Raw genomic sequence first — 17,270 nt, forward strand, 5'->3', positions numbered from 1 at the left:
CGTTGACTTCATTCGTTCACCCCGGTCACATAGTTTATCTATGCTCCCGGGGATTCACGAATTCGTCGCCTTCCTACAACGCGAAATCCTTAGGGTATTTCACTGTTTTTGCACACGTTTTGTAGGCCTGATAAGGCGTAGCCGCCATCAGGCGATAACAACGAGATAAGGATAAAAAAATGGCAACTCCACATATTAATGCAGAAATGGGTGATTTCGCTGACGTCGTATTGATGCCGGGCGACCCGCTGCGTGCAAAACATATTGCTGAAACTTTCCTCGAAGATGTTCGTGAAGTGAACAACGTTCGCGGCATGTTAGGTTTCACCGGTACTTACAAAGGCCGTAAGATCTCCGTGATGGGCCACGGTATGGGTATCCCATCCTGCTCCATCTACACCAAAGAGCTGATCACCGATTTCGGCGTGAAGAAAATCATTCGCGTTGGCTCCTGCGGCGCTGTGCGTATGGACGTCAAACTGCGCGACGTGGTGATCGGTATGGGCGCCTGCACCGACTCTAAAGTGAACCGTATCCGCTTTAAAGATCATGACTTTGCGGCTATCGCTGACTTTGACATGGTACGTAACGCAGTTGATGCGGCAAAAGCGCTGGGCGTTGACGCGCGCGTAGGTAACCTGTTCTCCGCTGACCTGTTCTACTCTCCGGACGGCGAAATGTTCGACGTGATGGAAAAATACGGCGTACTGGGCGTGGAAATGGAAGCGGCGGGCATCTATGGCGTTGCTGCTGAGTTTGGTGCGAAAGCGCTGACTATCTGCACCGTGTCCGACCATATCCGTACCCACGAGCAGACCACTGCCGCTGAGCGTCAGACGACCTTCAACGACATGATCAAAATCGCGCTGGAATCCGTTCTGCTGGGCGATAAAGAGTAAGACTGTGTTATGCCCGGTGGCGCCGCGCTTACCGGGCCTCGCGATCGTAGGCCGGATAAGGCGTAGCCGCCATCCGGCTTTTTTTATTAACGTACGGCGAGTGCAATCCATGCCGACAGTTCCCGCAGTTCTTTTTCCTGCTCCGGGAAATCAACCAGCAGCGCCTCGCACTCCTGTTGTAGCATATCCGCGCGGTACAAACACCCTTGTAGTCGCCCCGCCAGCGCTTCCAGCGGCGCGGGATTGAGGCTGTCGGTAAAGACCTGTGCACGGGTGATATGACCTTTTTCGACGTCGAAATGTAGCTCGACGCCGCCCCAGGTGAAACGCTCGTCCAGCAAATGTGAGAATGCCGGCGCCTGGCCGAAATTCCACTCCCAACTGCTCTGGCGCGCAAAGGTTTCGGCAAAATTCGGCAGATCCGGCGTTTTATCCGGGGATATTACTTCTGCTTCGACGCACTCGCCGTAATGGGCGAAAAAGGCGTCCGTGACCGCCTGGCAGACCTGTTCATGGGTGATGCCCGGTAATAGCTCGGTAAGATTGGCCACGCGAGAGCGAACGGAGGTAATCCCTTTCGCCGCGAGTTTCTTTTTATCCGGATTCAGATAGTTCGCCAGGCGACTGAGGTCAGCATTCAGCAGCAGCGTACCGTGATGGAAGCCGCGATCTTTGGTTTCGCGATAGGCTGAACCAGAGACTTTGCGATCGCCGTCCGGCGTTTTCACCACCAGATCGTTGCGTCCCGAAGCATCGGCCATAACGCCCAATGAATTCAATGCGTTGAGTACGATAGAGGTAGAGATAGTTTTGTCGTATTCCGGTTTGCCGGCCATAAAGGTAAAGCAGGTATTGCCTAAATCATGAAACACCGCGCCGCCGCCGCTGCTGCGACGAGCGAGCCGCACGTTATCCTCTTCCATACGGCGGGTATTGCACTCTTTCCATGGGTTTTGCGCCCGGCCAATCACCACCGTATCGGCGTTACGCCATAAGAACAGAACGCGCTGTGTGGCGGGCATCTGGCGAAATATGCACTCTTCAACCGCCAGGTTAAACCACGGATCGTAAGAGTCTGAGATAAGCAGACGCAGGGTAGTCATAGCGATTTCCTTTTCTTAATCATCTTTATCTTCTTCCTGCACCGGTTTGTTGGCGGTAAGCAGGAACGGCGATTGTTGCCAGCGGGTGCGTTTACCTTGCAGTAAGGTCCGGGTCAGCACCACGCCAATCGCCAGTGACAGGAGCAGCATAAGGCGTAGAATGTTGGTGGTGTTATCCACCTGTTTGGCCTCGGTGGCGAGCGTGTGGGTATCCAGCGTCAGGCGCAGATAGCCCAGTGGACCATTTTTGCCTTGAATGGGTTCGACAATCTGCTGGTTGAAATATCCCCCGGCTTTTTTACCGTCCAGCGCCAGTCGGTCACGAACGTTAACGCTCTCACCGGTACGGGTAATCAGGTCACCCTGTTCATCGTACACGCCCGCATCCAGAATACGGCTACTTTCCGTCAACTGCGTGAGCACTGCTTTAATGCGTTTTTCATCCGGTGTTTCGGTATGCATCAGCGGTGCGACGTTTAATGCGACCTGACGTGCCAACGTACGGGCCAGCTCTTCCAGTTGCGGATTACGTTGTTGATGGTGGCTTTGACTAAACCAGGATGCGCCCTGCATCAGGGCGACGAGTAGCGCCAGGCAGGACAATACAATCACTGCACGATGTAGTCGGAATTTCAGTTTTGTGCGAGCCATATTCCACCTGCTGAAAATTTGAGACTTAATGTTGCCAGAAGCGCTGGTTACAGGGTAGCCTCATGCGTTATTTTCCCCTGGATGATTCCGACCCGAACGATTTTACAGGAGCTTTAATGCCTAACATTACCTGGTGCGATCTACCTGAAGATGTCTCTCTGTGGCCAGGTCTGCCCCTCTCTTTAAGTGGCGATGAAGTCATGCCGCTGGATTACCACGCGGGCCGTAGTGGCTGGCTGCTGTATGGTCGCGGGCTGGATAAACAACGTCTCACGCAATACCAGAGCAAACTGGGCGCGGCGATGGTGATCGTGGCCGCCTGGTGCGTTGAGGATTATCAGGTGATTCGCCTGGCAGGTTCGTTAACGCCGCGTGCGGCAAAACTGGCGCATGATGCCAAACTGGATGTTGCGCCACTCGGCAAGATTCCACATCTGCGTACGCCGGGTTTGCTGGTGATGGATATGGATTCAACGGCGATCCAGATCGAGTGCATTGATGAAATCGCGAAGCTGGCCGGCACCGGTGAGATGGTTGCCGAAGTTACCGAACGTGCGATGCGCGGTGAGCTGGACTTTACCGCCAGCCTGCGCAGCCGTGTGGCAACGCTGAAAGGTGCGGATGCCAATATTCTGCATCAGGTACGCGAAAATTTACCGCTGATGCCTGGCCTGACTCAACTGGTGTTGAAGCTGGAAACGCTGGGTTGGAAAGTGGCCATCGCCTCCGGCGGGTTTACCTTCTTTGCGGATTATCTGCGTAATAAGTTACGTCTGACGGCGGCTGTAGCAAACGAGCTGGAGATCATGGACGGGAAATTTACCGGCAACGTGATTGGCGACATCGTCGATGCGCAGTACAAAGCCAATACGCTGACCCGTCTGGCGCAAGAGTATGAGATCCCGATGGCGCAGACGGTGGCGATCGGCGACGGCGCGAACGATCTGCCGATGATCAAAACCGCGGGGTTGGGCATTGCGTATCATGCCAAACCCAAAGTGAATGAAAAGACAGAGATTACTATCCGTCACGCCGATCTAATGGGGGTGTTCTGCATTCTCTCCGGCAGCATGAACCAGAAATAGTTTTGATGCCTGATAAGCGTCAGCGTCATCCGGCAACAGCGTTAACGAAAGAGGTAAAACGTGGCAAAAGCTCCAAAACGCGCCTTTGTTTGTAATGAATGCGGGGCCGATTACCCGCGCTGGCAGGGGCAATGTAGCGCCTGCCAGGCCTGGAACACCATTACCGAGGTGCGCCTTGCCGCGTCGCCGACGGTGGCGCGTAACGAGCGGCTCAGCGGCTATGCCGGGAATGCGGGTGTCGCAAAAGTGCAGAAGCTGTCTGACATCAGTCTTGAAGAATTGCCGCGTTTTTCCACCGGATTTAAAGAGTTTGACCGTGTGCTGGGCGGCGGTGTGGTGCCCGGCAGCGCTATTCTGATTGGCGGTAACCCCGGCGCGGGCAAATCGACCCTGTTGCTGCAAACTCTGTGCAGGCTGGCGGAGCAGATGAAAACGCTGTACGTCACCGGCGAAGAGTCGCTACAGCAGGTGGCGATGCGCGCGCATCGGCTTGGCCTGCCGACGGCGAATCTGAACATGCTGTCGGAAACCAGCATCGAACAAATTTGCCTGATTGCCGAAGAAGAACAGCCGAAACTGATGGTGATCGACTCCATTCAGGTGATGCACATGGCGGATATTCAGTCTTCGCCGGGCAGCGTGGCGCAGGTGCGCGAAACTGCCGCTTACCTGACGCGCTTTGCCAAAACGCGTGGCGTGGCAATTGTGATGGTAGGTCATGTGACTAAAGACGGATCGCTGGCGGGGCCAAAAGTGCTGGAGCACTGTATCGACTGCTCGGTGCTGCTCGACGGTGACGCTGATTCCCGCTTTCGTACCCTGCGTAGCCATAAAAACCGCTTTGGCGCGGTGAATGAGCTTGGCGTCTTTGCCATGACCGAGCAGGGCCTGCGTGAAGTCAGCAACCCTTCCGCTATCTTCTTAAGCCGTGGCGATGAAGTTACTTCCGGTAGTTCGGTGATGGTGGTCTGGGAAGGTACGCGTCCGCTGCTGGTAGAGATTCAGGCGCTGGTCGATCACTCAATGATGGCGAACCCGCGTCGCGTGGCGGTCGGTCTGGAACAGAACCGTCTGGCGATTCTGCTGGCGGTGCTGCATCGTCACGGCGGCTTACAGATGGCGGATCAGGACGTGTTCGTCAACGTGGTCGGCGGTGTCAAAGTTACGGAAACCAGCGCCGATCTGGCGCTGCTGCTGGCAATGGTCTCCAGCCTGCGTGACAGACCGCTGCCGCAGGATTTAGTGGTCTTTGGCGAAGTGGGACTGGCAGGCGAGATTCGCCCGGTGCCGAGTGGCCAGGAGCGTATTTCTGAAGCGGCGAAGCATGGTTTCCGTCGGGCGATTGTACCTGCCGCCAACGTCCCGAAAAAAGTGCCGGAAGGGATGCAGGTTTTCGGCGTTAAAAAGCTTGCAGATGCGTTAAGCGTGTTTGACGACTTATAATCCTCTGTATGCAGTGATGTTGTATAATTTGCCGGATGGCGACGCAATGCGTCTTATCCGGCCTACGGATTGATGTTGTAGGCCTGATAAGCGAAGCGCCATCAGGCAGTGTTACGCGATTTTTCCAGCAGGAGGCTCTTGTGTCATCGTTCGACTATCTCAAAACCGCCATAAAGCAAAAGGGCTGTACCCTGCAACAGGTGGCGGATGCCAGTGGCATGACCAAGGGATATTTAAGCCAACTGCTGAATGCCAAAATCAAAAGCCCCAGCGCGCAAAAGCTGGAGGCGTTGCACCGTTTTCTCGGGCTGGAGTTTCCGCGCCAGCAGAAAAATATCGGTGTGGTATTCGGTAAATTTTATCCGCTGCACACCGGCCACATCTATCTGATCCAGCGCGCCTGTAGTCAGGTCGATGAGCTGCATATCATCATGGGGTATGACGATACGCGCGATCGCAGCCTGTTTGAAGACAGCGCCATGTCGCAACAGCCGACGGTGCCCGATCGTTTACGTTGGCTGCTGCAAACATTTAAATATCAGAAAAATATCCGAATTCATGCCTTCAACGAAGAGGGTATGGAGCCGTATCCGCACGGTTGGGACGTGTGGAGCAACGGTATCAAAACGTTTATGCAGGAGAAGGGGATCCAGCCAAACTGGATCTACACCTCTGAAGAGTCAGATGCGCCGCAGTATCTGAAACATCTGGGGATCGAAACGGTGCTGGTGGATCCGAAACGGACGTTTATGAACATCAGTGGCGGGCAAATTCGCGAAAACCCGTTTCGCTATTGGGAGTATATTCCCACCGAAGTGAAACCGTTTTTCGTGCGCACCGTGGCGATCCTCGGCGGGGAGTCGAGCGGAAAATCCACGCTGGTGAACAAGCTCGCCAATATCTTTAACACCACCAGTGCGTGGGAATACGGGCGTGATTACGTCTTCTCCCATTTGGGCGGCGACGAGATGGCGTTGCAATATTCCGACTACGATAAGATTGCCCTCGGACAAGCGCAATACATTGATTTTGCTGTCAAGTATGCCAATAAAGTGGCGTTTATCGATACCGATTTCGTGACCACTCAGGCATTCTGTAAAAAGTACGAAGGGCGCGAACACCCGTTTGTGCAGGCGCTGATTGATGAGTACCGTTTTGACCTGGTGATCCTGCTGGAAAATAACACTCCATGGGTGGCGGATGGTTTGCGTAGCCTTGGCAGCTCGGTTGACCGAAAAGCGTTTCAGTCGCTGCTGGTCGAGATGCTGCAGGAAAACAATATCAATTTCGTGCACGTTCAGGAGCCTGACTACGATGGCCGATTCCTGCGCTGCGTGGAGTTGGTGAAAGAATTGATGGGTGAGCAGGGTTAGGTTTTAATGCCGGATGGCGCCGCGCTTATCCGGCCTACAAGTCGTACTAACCTCGTAGACCGGATACGGCGCTTAACGGTAATTACTTCGAAATACGCTTGTACTTGATACGCTTCGGCTCCAGAGCATCGGCGCCCAGTGTGCGTTTCTTGTACTCTTCGTATTCGGTAAAGTTACCTTCGAAGAACTCCACTTTACCTTCATCCTGGTAGTCCAGAATATGGGTCGCGATGCGGTCGAGGAACCAACGGTCGTGCGAGATAACCATCGCGCAGCCCGGGAATTCCAGCAGGGCGTTTTCCAGCGCGCGCAGGGTTTCAATATCCAGGTCGTTGGTCGGTTCATCGAGCAGCAGCATGTTGCCGCCAACCTGCAGCAGCTTGGCCAGGTGCAGACGACCGCGCTCACCGCCGGACAGTTCGCCCACGCGTTTACCCTGATCCACGCCCTTGAAGTTAAAACGGCCTACGTAAGCACGGCTTGGCATTTCGGTGTTGCCGATCTTCATGATATCCAGACCGCCGGAAACTTCTTCCCACACGGTTTTGCTGTTATCCATTGCGTCACGGAACTGGTCAACAGAGGCCAGCTTCACGGTTTCGCCCAGCGAGATGGTGCCGCTGTCGGGCTGTTCCTGACCGGACATCATACGGAACAGGGTTGATTTACCCGCGCCGTTCGGACCGATGATGCCGACGATAGCGCCTTTCGGTACAGAGAAGCTCAGATCGTCGATCAGCACGCGATCGCCGTAGGATTTACGCAGATTGCTGACCTCAACGACTTTATCGCCCAGACGAGGTCCAGGTGGAATAAACAGTTCGTTGGTTTCGTTACGCTTCTGGTATTCGGTGTTATTCAGCTCTTCAAAGCGTGCCAGACGGGCTTTGCCCTTAGACTGACGGCCTTTCGCGCCCTGACGCACCCACTCCAGCTCTTTCTCGATAGATTTACGACGAGCGGCTTCCTGAGAAGCTTCCTGCGCCAGACGCTGATCTTTCTGCTCCAGCCAGGAGGAGTAGTTGCCTTCCCATGGAATACCTTCGCCGCGGTCCAGCTCCAGAATCCAACCCGCAACATTGTCGAGGAAGTAACGGTCGTGGGTAATCGCCACGACGGTACCTTCGAAGTCGTGCAGGAAGCGTTCCAGCCAGGCGACGGATTCGGCGTCCAGGTGGTTGGTTGGTTCGTCGAGCAGCAGCATGTCTGGTTTTTCCAGCAGCAGGCGGCACAGCGCGACGCGGCGGCGTTCACCACCGGACAGGTTCCCGATTTTGGCATCCCAGTCCGGCAGACGCAGGGCGTCAGCGGCACGCTCGAGCTGCACGTTCAGGTTATGGCCGTCATGCGCCTGAATAATCTCTTCAAACTTGCCCTGCTGCGCGGCCAGTTTATCGAAGTCGGCGTCCGGTTCTGCGTACTTGGCATACACTTCATCCAGGCCTTTCAGGGCGTTAACCACTTCGGCCACCGCTTCTTCAACAGACTCACGGACGGTGTGTTCCGGGTTCAGTTTTGGTTCCTGCGGCAGGTAACCGATTTTAATGCCAGGCTGTGGGCGAGCTTCGCCTTCGATTTCGGTATCAATACCGGCCATGATGCGCAGCAGGGTAGATTTACCCGCGCCGTTCAGACCGAGTACACCGATTTTGGCGCCAGGGAAGAAGCTCAGTGAGATGTTTTTAAGAATATGACGTTTCGGCGGAACGACTTTGCCGACACGATGCATGGTATAAACGAATTGAGCCACGTGGACTTCGCCTCTTTTATAGTGATGAATAGAGTTATCAAAAGCGAAGTGTAGCCTTTTTCATTGCCCAATCCCAGCCAGCAGATCTCACTCGCAACAAAAGTAAAAAAGTGTCCGTGACGTGGCGCATTCTGCAATGTCTGGTTAGCATGAATGAATTAAGCGGCATGATGCTGCACAGACGTAACATGACAAGAGGAAGAGCTTGTGGACAAAGCCAAACAATTTACCTGGCGCCTGCTGGCGGCCAGCGTATGTCTGCTGACGGTCAGTCAAGTGGCGCGAGCCGATTCCCTGGATGAGCAGCGCAATCGCTATGCGCAAATTAAGCAGGCCTGGGACAACCGACAGATGGATGTCGTAGAGCAGATGATGCCCGGCCTGAAGAACTATCCTCTGTATCCCTATCTGGAATATCGTCAGATTACTGACGATCTGATGAATCAGCCGACCATTACCGTCACCAATTTTGTGCGCGCCAACCCGACGCTGCCCCCGGCGCGTACTCTGCAATCGCGTTTTGTGAATGAACTGGCGCGACGGGAAGACTGGCGTGGACTGCTGGCATTCAGCCCGGAAAAACCGGGTACCACGGAAGCGCAATGTAACTATTACTTCGCGAAATGGAGTACCGGACAAACCGAAGAGGCCTGGCAGGGCGCGAAAGATCTGTGGCTGACCGGGAAAAGTCAGCCGAACGCCTGTGACAAATTATTCGGCGTGTGGCGCGCTTCAGGCACTCAGGATCCGCTGGCTTATCTGGAGCGTATTCGTCTGGCGATGAAAGCGGGTAATACCGGGCTGGTTACGGCATTGGCCGGGCAAATGCCTGGGGAGTACCAGACAATTGCGTCGGCGATCATCGCGCTGGCTAACGATCCAAACACCGTAATGACCTTTGCGCGCACCACTGGCGCAACGGATTTCACCCGGCAGATGGCGGCGGTGGCTTTTGCCAGCGTGGCGCGTCAGGATGTCGAAAACGCCCGCCTGATGATCCCCTCTTTGGTGCAGGCGCAGCAGCTAAATGACGAGCAGACTCAGGAGCTGCGCGACATCGTCGCCTGGCGTCTGATGGGCAATGACGTTACCGACGAGCAGGCGAAATGGCGTGATGATGCGATTATGCGCTCAAATTCCACCTCGCTTGTGGAGCGTCGCGTGCGGATGGCGCTGGGAACTGGCGATCGTCGCGGCCTGAATACCTGGCTGGCGCGTCTGCCGATGGACGCTAAAGAAAAAGATGAGTGGCGCTACTGGCAAGCGGATCTGCTGCTGGAGCGCGGACGCGAGGCGGAAGCGAAAGAGATTCTGCATCAACTCATGCAGCAGCGCGGTTTCTACCCGATGGTGGCGGCGCAACGCCTCGGTGAAGAGTACGAGCTGAAGGTGGATAAAGCCCCAGCGAACGTTGACTCTGCGCTGACTCAGGGACCGGAAATGGCGCGCGTACGCGAGCTGATGTACTGGAATCTGGATAATACCGCGCGCAGTGAATGGGCAAATCTGGTCACCAGCCGCACCAAGTCCGAGCAGGCGCAGCTGGCGCGCTACGCGTTTAACAATCATTGGTGGGATCTGAGCGTACAGGCCACGATCGCCGGTAAACTGTGGGATCATCTGGAAGAGCGCTTTCCGCTGGCCTATAAAGATCTGTTTACCCGCTATACCAGTGGGAAAGATATTCCGCCAAGTTATGCGATGGCGATCGCGCGTCAGGAAAGCGCCTGGAACCCGAAAGTGAAATCGCCGGTTGGCGCCAGTGGGCTGATGCAGATTATGCCGGGCACCGCAACGCACACGGTGAAAATGTTCTCGATTCCGGGTTACAGCAGTCCGAGTCAACTGCTGGATCCTGATACCAACATCAACATTGGCACCAGCTATTTGCAGTATGTTTATCAGCAATTTGGCAATAACCGCATCTTTGCATCGGCGGCCTATAATGCCGGACCGGGGCGCGTGCGCACCTGGTTGGGTAATAGCGCAGGTCGGATCGATGCCGTGGCGTTTGTCGAAAGTATTCCGTTCTCAGAGACGCGTGGTTATGTGAAGAACGTGCTGGCTTACGATGCGTACTATCGTTATTTCCTTGGCGATAAACCGGAACTGATGAGCGACGCAGAATGGCAACGTCGTTACTGATCGTATCGGTTGTGTTATGCTATCGTACTCGTTAAAGAGTACAAAAGGGGGGAGGCAAGCACGCTTCCCCCACAACGATGGCGATATCTTATGACTCAGCAATCACCCTATTCAGCAGAGATGGCAGAACAGCGTCACCAGGAGTGGTTACGTTTTGTCGACTTACTTAAACACGCCTATGAGCAAGATTTACATCTGCCGCTGCTCAATTTGATGTTGACGCCGGATGAGCGCGAAGCGTTGGGCACGCGAGTGCGTATCATTGAAGAGCTGTTGCGCGGCGAGATGAGCCAGCGCGAGCTGAAAAATGAGCTTGGGGCGGGCATCGCCACCATTACGCGCGGTTCAAACAGCCTGAAATCCGCGCCGGTGGATCTGCGCCAGTGGCTGGAGCAGGTACTGCTGAAAAGCGTCTGATTTGCTCGTAGGCCTGATAAGCACAGCGCCATCAGGCCTACAACATAGCGCAAATAATTATCGATACACCGCGTTATGAAACGGGCTTAACGCCAGAATCACCGCCTGATGGTAAACGCTTGAGCGCGTCAGCTTACCCGCGGTAAACACGCCAATCGCGCCCTCTTTACGACCAATCTCATCAATACCTGTGTACTGCGACATCACCGGGCCAAGCGCTTCCCCCTGGCGGACTCTGTCGAGAATGACGGCGGGCAGCGGCAGCGTGGCCGATCGCGCTTCACCGCGCTGAACGCCGTTATCAATCACCACCCAACTGAAGGTGGCGTCATCGTCAATTCCGGCTTCAATGGCTACCCAGAAATCAGCTTGTGGATGCAGGCGTCGCGCATTATCCACGCGATTTCGTGCGCCAGTGCGCGTTTCCTGGCTTCCAAAAGGCTGTTCCGGTACGCCGCTCTCGACGGCGACGGGTTCGATATGGCAGGATCCTTCCCCGAAAATCTCTTCAAATGCCCGGAGAATTGCCTGAATTTTGGCAGGATTGGTGGTAGCAGAGATAACCTTGTGCATAATAAAGCTCAGTTTGAAAATTCATCGCATCGCAGTATAACGGAAAAAAAGCATGTTACAGGTATACCTTGTTCGCCATGGTGAAACGCAGTGGAACGCCGAGCGACGTATTCAAGGCCAGTCAGACAGCCCACTGACCGCTAAAGGTGAGCAGCAGGCCATGCAGGTTGGTGAACGCGCCCGCTCGTTGGGTATTACGCATGTCATCAGTAGTGATTTAGGTCGTACACGACGCACAGCAGAAATCATCGCTCAGGCTTGTGGTTGTGATATCACTTATGACTCCCGGCTGCGTGAACTGAATATGGGCGTGCTGGAAAAACGCCATATCGACACGCTGACGCCAGAAGAAGAGGGCTGGCGTCGCCAGTTGGTGAACGGTACGGTTGATGGGCGTATTCCGGAAGGGGAATCGATGCAGGAGCTGAGCGATCGCGTCAACGCGGCGCTAGCAGCCTGCCTGGACCTTCCGCAGGGGAGCCGCCCACTGTTGGTGAGCCACGGTATCGCGCTGGGCTGCCTGGTGAGTACGATTCTGGGATTGCCGGCATGGGCTGAACGTCGCTTGCGTCTGCGCAATTGCTCAATTTCCCGCGTTGATTACCAGGAAAGTTTATGGCTTGCGCCGGGATGGGTGGTTGAAACGGCAGGGGACATCTCACATCTGGACGCCCCTGCGTTGGATGAGCTGCAGCGTTAGCGGCGAATCGGTATCAGGAATTCGCAGCGCAGGTTGATCGGGCGATCTCCCGCTTTGGCATCTTCTGCCGGGTAGTATCGCTCGATATCCTGTCCTTTACGGCGGGTCAGGTTTAGCATCGGCATGCAGGTGCCATACACCGTCAGGATAAACTCCTGTACGCCGGTTCCCAGCCCTTCATAGGTAAACATCACGTACTCGCCGCCCTGCAGCAGGATAGGCTGCGCCGCCGGTACATAGCCATTGGCTTGTTCCGGCGTCAGTGCCGTGGTGTAAAACACTTCCTGTTCATCATCCTTTTCAATGCTCGGACGCGTTTCATTCAGCCCGTACAGCACCGGCGGGATTGAAGGCGCATGGCCAAGGAAATCGCGCCAGAACTGAATACGCATTTCATGACGGAAATCTGAAATCTGTTCCAGCGAGCAGGAATAACTTTGCGTGGTGCCAAGCAGTTGCGTATCTTCCAGCGTCACAAACTCGTGCGCAGGCATGGCAAATTCACCGAGTCGCATTGGCGGGCGAATACCAAAAGCGCTCCATTCCGGCGAGCGGCGATACAGCGCTGGCGTCTGAGAAAACTGTTTCTTGAACGCGCGGGTAAAGGTTTGTTGAGAGTCGAAGCGGTATTGCAGGGCAATATCCAAAATAGGGCGCGCAGTCAGGCGAAGCGCCACTGCGGATTTCGATAAACGACGGGCGCGGATATAGGCGCCAATAGCATGGCCCGTCACGTCCTTAAACATTCTCTGCAGGTGCCACTTGGAATAGCCTGCTTTTGCCGCCACATTGTCAAGCGACAAAGGCTGATCCAGATGACCTTCCAGCCAGATTAATAGGTCGCGAATAATGCCAGCCTGATCCATAAAATATCCTCATCCTTTCAACAACGAGTACCTGACGTCAGGTATGAGGATAATAGCATTTTTTGTTGTTTTAGCATTCAGTGTTTTTTTTGCTCATAAATGCTTTTTTTGGACATTCGAAAGCGTGATTATTGTAATCCTGTGATCTGTATACGTTTTATCTTAGAATGTCGAATAATTACTCAGAGTAACTTTTAAGAATGGTAACAATATGAAATATAAGAGCTTAGCCATTTCCTCAATTTTGCTGATGTTGGCGCAGGTCGCCCATGCGGAGCAGATTGGATCTGTCGATACGGTGTTCAAAATGTTTGGGCCGGATCATAAAATTGTGGTCGAAGCGTTTGACGATCCGGATGTAACCAATGTGACCTGCTACGTGAGTCGTGCCAAGACCGGCGGCATCAAAGGTGGGTTGGGGCTGGCTGAGGATACCTCTGATGCCGCCATCTCCTGCCAGCAGGTAGGACCGGTGGAACTGAGCGACAGAATCAAGAACGGTAAAGCGCAAGGCGAAGTGGTGTTTAAAAAACGGACCTCGCTGGTGTTTAAATCCTTACAGGTCGTACGTTTTTATGACGCAAAACGTAATGCGCTGGCCTATCTGGCCTATTCAGATAAAGTGGTTGATGGATCGCCCAAAAATGCCATCAGCGCTGTGCCAATCATGCCGTGGCGGCAATAACAAGGAAGCAAAATGCAACAGCCGTTGATCTGGTTGGTTGAGGATGAGCAGGGAATCGCCGATACGCTTATCTATATGCTGCAACAGGAAGGTTTTAGCGTAGAAGCGTTCGAGCGCGGGCTACCGGTGCTGGAAAATGCGCGCCAGAGATGCCCCGATGCGATAATTCTGGACGTCGGCCTACCGGATATCAGCGGTTTTGAACTGTGTCGACGTTTACTTGAACGCCATCCGGCATTGCCGATCCTCTTTCTCACCGCGCGCAGCGATGAAGTGGACCGTCTGCTGGGGCTGGAAATCGGCGCGGATGATTATGTTGCCAAACCCTTCTCGCCGCGTGAGGTGTGCGCCCGCGTACGTACACTGCTGCGGCGGGTGCAAAAATTCGCCTCTCCTTCCTCAACGACGCGCTGCGGGGATTTTGAGCTTAATGAGCTGGCCGCGCAGATTACCTGGTTCGGTATACCGTTAACTCTGACGCGCTATGAATTCCTGTTGCTGAAAACACTGCTGATGTCGCCGGGGCGCATTTACTCTCGCCAGCAATTGATGGATTTAGTCTGGGCCGATGCGCAGGACACCTTCGACAGAACGGTCGATACCCACATCAAAACGCTGCGCGCCAAGCTGCGGGCCATCAACCCCGAGTTTTCCCCTATTAATACGCATCGCGGTATGGGATACAGCCTGAGGAGCGTCTGATGCGCATTGGTATGCGTTTGCTGCTCGGCTATTTCCTGATTGTCGCCGTTGCCGCCTGGTTTGTGTTGTCGATCTTTGTGCAGGAAATTAAGCCTGGCGTCCGCCGGGCGACGGAAGGCACATTGATTGATACCGCCACGTTGCTGGCTGCGCTGGCGCGTGATGATTTACTCTCTGACGCTCCCGCCAACGGTAAGCTGGCGCAAGCATTTTCCCAACTGCATAACCGCCCATTCCGTGCCAATATCAGCGGCATTAACAAAGTGCGTAATGAATACCATGTCTATATGACGGACGCGCAGGGTAAGGTGCTGTTTGATTCCGCTAACCAGGCGGTCGGCCAGGACTATTCCCGTTGGAATGACGTGTGGTTAACGTTGCGTGGGCAGTATGGCGCCCGCAGTACGTTGCAAAATCCGAACGATCCGGAAAGTTCGGTGATGTACGTTGCCGCGCCGATCGTTGACGGCGGGCGTATTATTGGCGTGCTTAGCGTCGGCAAACCCAATGCGGCGATGGCGCCGGTGATTAAACGCAGTGAACGGCGGATGCTTTGGGCCAGCGCGGTGTTGCTGGGGATCGCCTTAGTGATTGGCGCCGGAATGGTATGGTGGATCAACCGTTCCATTGCCCGGCTGGCGCGTTATGCCGACTCTGTGACCGAGAACCGCCCCGTCGCACTGCCTGATTTAGGCAGCAGCGAGTTACGTAAACTGGCGCAGGCGCTGGAAAGTATGCGTCTGAAGCTGGAGGGCAAGAATTATATTGAGCAATACGTTTATGCATTAACGCACGAACTCAAAAGCCCGCTGGCGGCCATTCGCGGCGCGGCGGAAATTTTGCGCGAAGGCCCGCCGCCGAACGTGGTTGCGCGTTTTACTGATAATATTCTGACGCAAAATGCGCGCATGCAGGCGCTGGTTGAAACCTTGTTACGCCAGGCGCGACTGGAGAATCGACAGGACATTACGTTGACGCCGGTGGCGGTAGATGCGCTGTTTGCCCAGCTTAAAGAAGCCCGGAGCGTGCAGCTGGCGGCAAAAAACATCACGCTGACCATTATGCCTTCATCGCTTAGCGTCGATGCCGATCCCGCGCTGCTGGAGCAGGCATTGGGGAATTTGCTCGACAACGCTATCGACTTTACGCCACAGGACGGGACGATTGTGCTGAGTGCGCATCAGCACGAAGAGCAGATCATATTGCAGGTTACCGACAGCGGCAGCGGGATCCCTGATTTTGCGTTGCCGCGTATTTTTGAACGCTTCTACTCGCTGCCCCGTGAAAATGGGCTTAAGAGCAGCGGATTGGGACTGGCGTTTGTCAGTGAGGTTGCGCGACTGCATGCAGGCTCGGTGACCTTACGCAATCGACCGGAAGGCGGCGCCCAGGCTTCGTTTACGCTTCACCGTCACTTCACATAACTTCAAATTCCCCGCACATAGCTGTTCTACCTTGCTGCTATTGCAAAGGAGAACGCTATGTTGAAATCACCCCTGTTCTGGAAAATCGTCACCTTAGGCGGCGCTATGCTGCTGTTGTTAATTCCCCTGACAATGGTCAGGCAGATAATCGTTGAGCGATCGGACTATCGCAATGATGTTGAAGATGCAATCCGCCAGAGCACCAGCGGACCGCAAAAGATGGTCGGCCCGTTGATTGCCATTCCGGTGACGGAACTTTATACCGAGCTGGAGGAGGGTAAAGAGGTCCAGCGTAAGCGCAGCTATATCCATTTCTGGCTACCGGAATCGTTGGTCGTTGAGGGAAGCCAAAACGTTGAAGCGCGTAAAATTGGTATTTATGAAGGCCAGGTCTGGCATAACGATTTGGCGGTGAAAGCTGAGTTTAACGCTGAACGTTTGAGTGATTTAAACCATCCCAATGTCAGCCTGGGCAAACCGTTTATTGTGGTGGGCGTGGGTGATGCGCGTGGGATCGGCGTGGTGAAAGCCCCCCTGGTTAACGGCATGTCGCTGGCCGTTGAGCCTGGAACGGGGCTGGCTGGTCGTGCTCAGGGGATCCATATTCCGCTGCCCGACGCGAGCTGGACGGCGCAAAATCTCAGCATGGCGCTGTCGCTTAATTTGAGCGGCACCGGCGATTTCTCCGTCGTTCCGGTTGGCCGAAACAGTGAAATGACCTTAACCAGCAATTGGCCGCATCCCAACTTTCTTGGAGATTTTCTTCCGGCGAAGCGCGAAATCAGTGAGTCTGGATTCAATGCCCAGTGGCAAAGCAGTTGGTTTGCCAATAACCTCGGCGAACGCTTTGATGGTGAAAAGATTGGCTGGGAGGGAATGCCTGCATTTAGCGTTGCTGTCGCCACGCCAGCGGATCAATATCAACTGACGGACAGGGCGACAAAATATGCCATTTTGCTGATTGTGCTGACCTTTATGTCTTTCTTTGTCCTTGAAAGCATGACCAGCCTTCGACTGCACCCGATGCAGTACCTGCTGGTGGGGTTATCGCTGGTGATGTTTTATCTGTTGCTGCTGGCGTTGTCAGAACACATTGGTTTTACCGCCGCGTGGATTACGGCCAGTCTGGTGGGAGCGTTGATGAACGGTGTGTACCTGCAGGCGATATTACAGGGTTGGCGTAAGAGTATTTTGTTCACCGTAGCGCTGCTGGGGCTGGATGGCGTGATGTGGGTGTTGCTCCGTTCACAGGACAGTTCTTTACTGCTTGGCACCAGCGTACTGTTATTCGCACTGTGTGGCGTGATGTTCCTGACGCGTCATCTTGACTGGCACTCGCTGGCGCAGCCAAAGCCTGCGTCGAAAGCGCTTCCTGAGCCGCAACCCGGTGAGAGTGATGAATTACGTATATGGAAATAGCGGAGCGGTGAAATGAAAAACGGCGCATAAAGCGC

16 protein-coding genes are annotated in these 17,270 nt (G+C 54.6%); 11 read left to right on the forward strand and 5 right to left on the reverse strand.

Annotation, left to right across the window (positions count from 1 at the left end; genetic code table 11):
- Nucleotides 1-179: 179 nt before the first annotated feature.
- The gene (deoD, locus tag FDX11_RS20895; protein WP_000224864.1) at nt 180-899 is read left to right on the forward strand and encodes a purine-nucleoside phosphorylase; all 720 of its coding nucleotides are present in this window, start codon (nt 180-182) and stop codon (nt 897-899) included.
- Nucleotides 900-985: 86 nt separating this feature from the next.
- Here the strand turns inward: deoD and lplA are convergent, their stop codons facing one another.
- Both lplA and FDX11_RS20905 read right to left on the reverse strand, forming a co-directional pair.
- On the reverse strand, nt 986-2,002 hold the full coding sequence (gene lplA, locus FDX11_RS20900) for a lipoate--protein ligase LplA (protein ID WP_137398485.1): 1,017 nt from the start codon (nt 2,000-2,002) through the stop codon (nt 986-988).
- A gap of 15 nt (nt 2,003-2,017) precedes the next feature.
- Nucleotides 2,018-2,653 carry a YtjB family periplasmic protein gene (locus FDX11_RS20905; protein WP_137398486.1) on the reverse strand — a complete coding sequence of 212 codons (636 nt, stop codon included), beginning with the start codon at nt 2,651-2,653 and terminating at the stop codon, nt 2,018-2,020.
- Between the two features lie 116 nt (nt 2,654-2,769).
- Between FDX11_RS20905 and serB the strand changes: the two genes are divergently transcribed.
- From serB to nadR, 3 genes are all read left to right on the forward strand, one after another.
- Nucleotides 2,770-3,738, forward strand: coding sequence for a phosphoserine phosphatase (gene serB / locus FDX11_RS20910; RefSeq protein ID WP_038637014.1), 969 nt, complete (start codon nt 2,770-2,772; stop codon nt 3,736-3,738).
- 60 nt (nt 3,739-3,798) lie between these two features.
- The gene (gene radA / locus FDX11_RS20915) at nt 3,799-5,181 is read left to right on the forward strand and encodes a DNA repair protein RadA (RefSeq protein ID WP_001728171.1); all 1,383 of its coding nucleotides are present in this window, start codon (nt 3,799-3,801) and stop codon (nt 5,179-5,181) included.
- A 140-nt stretch (nt 5,182-5,321) separates the two neighbouring features.
- Nucleotides 5,322-6,554 carry a multifunctional transcriptional regulator/nicotinamide-nucleotide adenylyltransferase/ribosylnicotinamide kinase NadR gene (gene nadR / locus FDX11_RS20920; protein WP_042312507.1) on the forward strand — a complete coding sequence of 411 codons (1,233 nt, stop codon included), beginning with the start codon at nt 5,322-5,324 and terminating at the stop codon, nt 6,552-6,554.
- Between the two features lie 82 nt (nt 6,555-6,636).
- Here the strand turns inward: nadR and ettA are convergent, their stop codons facing one another.
- Entirely contained in the window at nt 6,637-8,304 is a 1,668-nt protein-coding gene (gene ettA / locus FDX11_RS20925) for an energy-dependent translational throttle protein EttA (RefSeq protein ID WP_079225546.1), read from the reverse strand.
- Nucleotides 8,305-8,511: 207 nt separating this feature from the next.
- Between ettA and sltY the strand changes: the two genes are divergently transcribed.
- A complete protein-coding gene (sltY, locus tag FDX11_RS20930; protein ID WP_061382876.1) occupies nt 8,512-10,449 on the forward strand; it encodes a murein transglycosylase in 1,938 nt (645 codons plus the stop codon).
- Between the two features lie 90 nt (nt 10,450-10,539).
- The gene (gene trpR / locus FDX11_RS20935) at nt 10,540-10,866 is read left to right on the forward strand and encodes a trp operon repressor (RefSeq protein ID WP_032934222.1); all 327 of its coding nucleotides are present in this window, start codon (nt 10,540-10,542) and stop codon (nt 10,864-10,866) included.
- Between the two features lie 57 nt (nt 10,867-10,923).
- On the opposite strand, the gene yjjX is transcribed toward trpR, so the two are convergent.
- Nucleotides 10,924-11,439, reverse strand: a complete 516-nt coding sequence (yjjX, locus tag FDX11_RS20940) for an inosine/xanthosine triphosphatase (RefSeq protein ID WP_042312503.1) — start codon at nt 11,437-11,439, stop codon at nt 10,924-10,926.
- A 52-nt stretch (nt 11,440-11,491) separates the two neighbouring features.
- Between yjjX and gpmB the strand changes: the two genes are divergently transcribed.
- Nucleotides 11,492-12,139 (forward strand): 2,3-diphosphoglycerate-dependent phosphoglycerate mutase GpmB, encoded by a 648-nt coding sequence (gpmB, locus tag FDX11_RS20945; protein WP_006686609.1) that lies wholly within the window; start codon nt 11,492-11,494, stop codon nt 12,137-12,139.
- Here the strand turns inward: gpmB and robA are convergent.
- Complete coding sequence (gene robA, locus FDX11_RS20950) at nt 12,136-13,005, reverse strand: MDR efflux pump AcrAB transcriptional activator RobA (protein WP_061382877.1); 870 nt, start codon at nt 13,003-13,005, stop codon at nt 12,136-12,138. The genes gpmB and robA overlap by 4 nt on opposite strands.
- Before the next feature lie 211 nt (nt 13,006-13,216).
- On the opposite strand from robA, the gene creA reads away from it, so the two are divergent.
- The 4 genes from creA to creD are packed head-to-tail and all read left to right on the forward strand — an operon-like array spanning nt 13,217 to nt 17,235.
- Complete coding sequence (gene creA, locus FDX11_RS20955; RefSeq protein WP_038637033.1) at nt 13,217-13,690, forward strand: protein CreA; 474 nt, start codon at nt 13,217-13,219, stop codon at nt 13,688-13,690.
- 12 nt (nt 13,691-13,702) lie between these two features.
- A complete protein-coding gene (creB, locus tag FDX11_RS20960; protein WP_042312498.1) occupies nt 13,703-14,392 on the forward strand; it encodes a two-component system response regulator CreB in 690 nt (229 codons plus the stop codon).
- Complete coding sequence (gene creC, locus FDX11_RS20965; RefSeq protein WP_137398487.1) at nt 14,392-15,816, forward strand: two-component system sensor histidine kinase CreC; 1,425 nt, start codon at nt 14,392-14,394, stop codon at nt 15,814-15,816. Before creB ends, creC begins: the two co-directional genes overlap by 1 nt.
- 57 nt (nt 15,817-15,873) lie before the next feature.
- Nucleotides 15,874-17,235 carry a cell envelope integrity protein CreD gene (creD, locus tag FDX11_RS20970; protein ID WP_137398488.1) on the forward strand — a complete coding sequence of 454 codons (1,362 nt, stop codon included), beginning with the start codon at nt 15,874-15,876 and terminating at the stop codon, nt 17,233-17,235.
- Nucleotides 17,236-17,270 lie beyond the last annotated feature (35 nt).

This window comes from Citrobacter sp. wls714 (genome assembly GCF_005281025.1).
Taxonomy (GTDB): Bacteria; Pseudomonadota; Gammaproteobacteria; order Enterobacterales; family Enterobacteriaceae; genus Citrobacter; species Citrobacter werkmanii.

Coding starts and splice junctions, on each gene's coding strand:
- deoD (WP_000224864.1), top strand. CDS start 180: ATGGCAACTCCACATATTAATGCAGAAATGGGTGATTTCGCTGACGTC.
- lplA (WP_137398485.1), bottom strand. CDS start 2,002: ATGACTACCCTGCGTCTGCTTATCTCAGACTCTTACGATCCGTGGTTT.
- FDX11_RS20905 (WP_137398486.1), bottom strand. CDS start 2,653: ATGGCTCGCACAAAACTGAAATTCCGACTACATCGTGCAGTGATTGTA.
- serB (WP_038637014.1), top strand. CDS start 2,770: ATGCCTAACATTACCTGGTGCGATCTACCTGAAGATGTCTCTCTGTGG.
- trpR (WP_032934222.1), top strand. CDS start 10,540: ATGACTCAGCAATCACCCTATTCAGCAGAGATGGCAGAACAGCGTCAC.
- yjjX (WP_042312503.1), bottom strand. CDS start 11,439: ATGCACAAGGTTATCTCTGCTACCACCAATCCTGCCAAAATTCAGGCA.
- gpmB (WP_006686609.1), top strand. CDS start 11,492: ATGTTACAGGTATACCTTGTTCGCCATGGTGAAACGCAGTGGAACGCC.
- robA (WP_061382877.1), bottom strand. CDS start 13,005: ATGGATCAGGCTGGCATTATTCGCGACCTATTAATCTGGCTGGAAGGT.
- creA (WP_038637033.1), top strand. CDS start 13,217: ATGAAATATAAGAGCTTAGCCATTTCCTCAATTTTGCTGATGTTGGCG.
- creB (WP_042312498.1), top strand. CDS start 13,703: ATGCAACAGCCGTTGATCTGGTTGGTTGAGGATGAGCAGGGAATCGCC.
- creC (WP_137398487.1), top strand. CDS start 14,392: ATGCGCATTGGTATGCGTTTGCTGCTCGGCTATTTCCTGATTGTCGCC.
- creD (WP_137398488.1), top strand. CDS start 15,874: ATGTTGAAATCACCCCTGTTCTGGAAAATCGTCACCTTAGGCGGCGCT.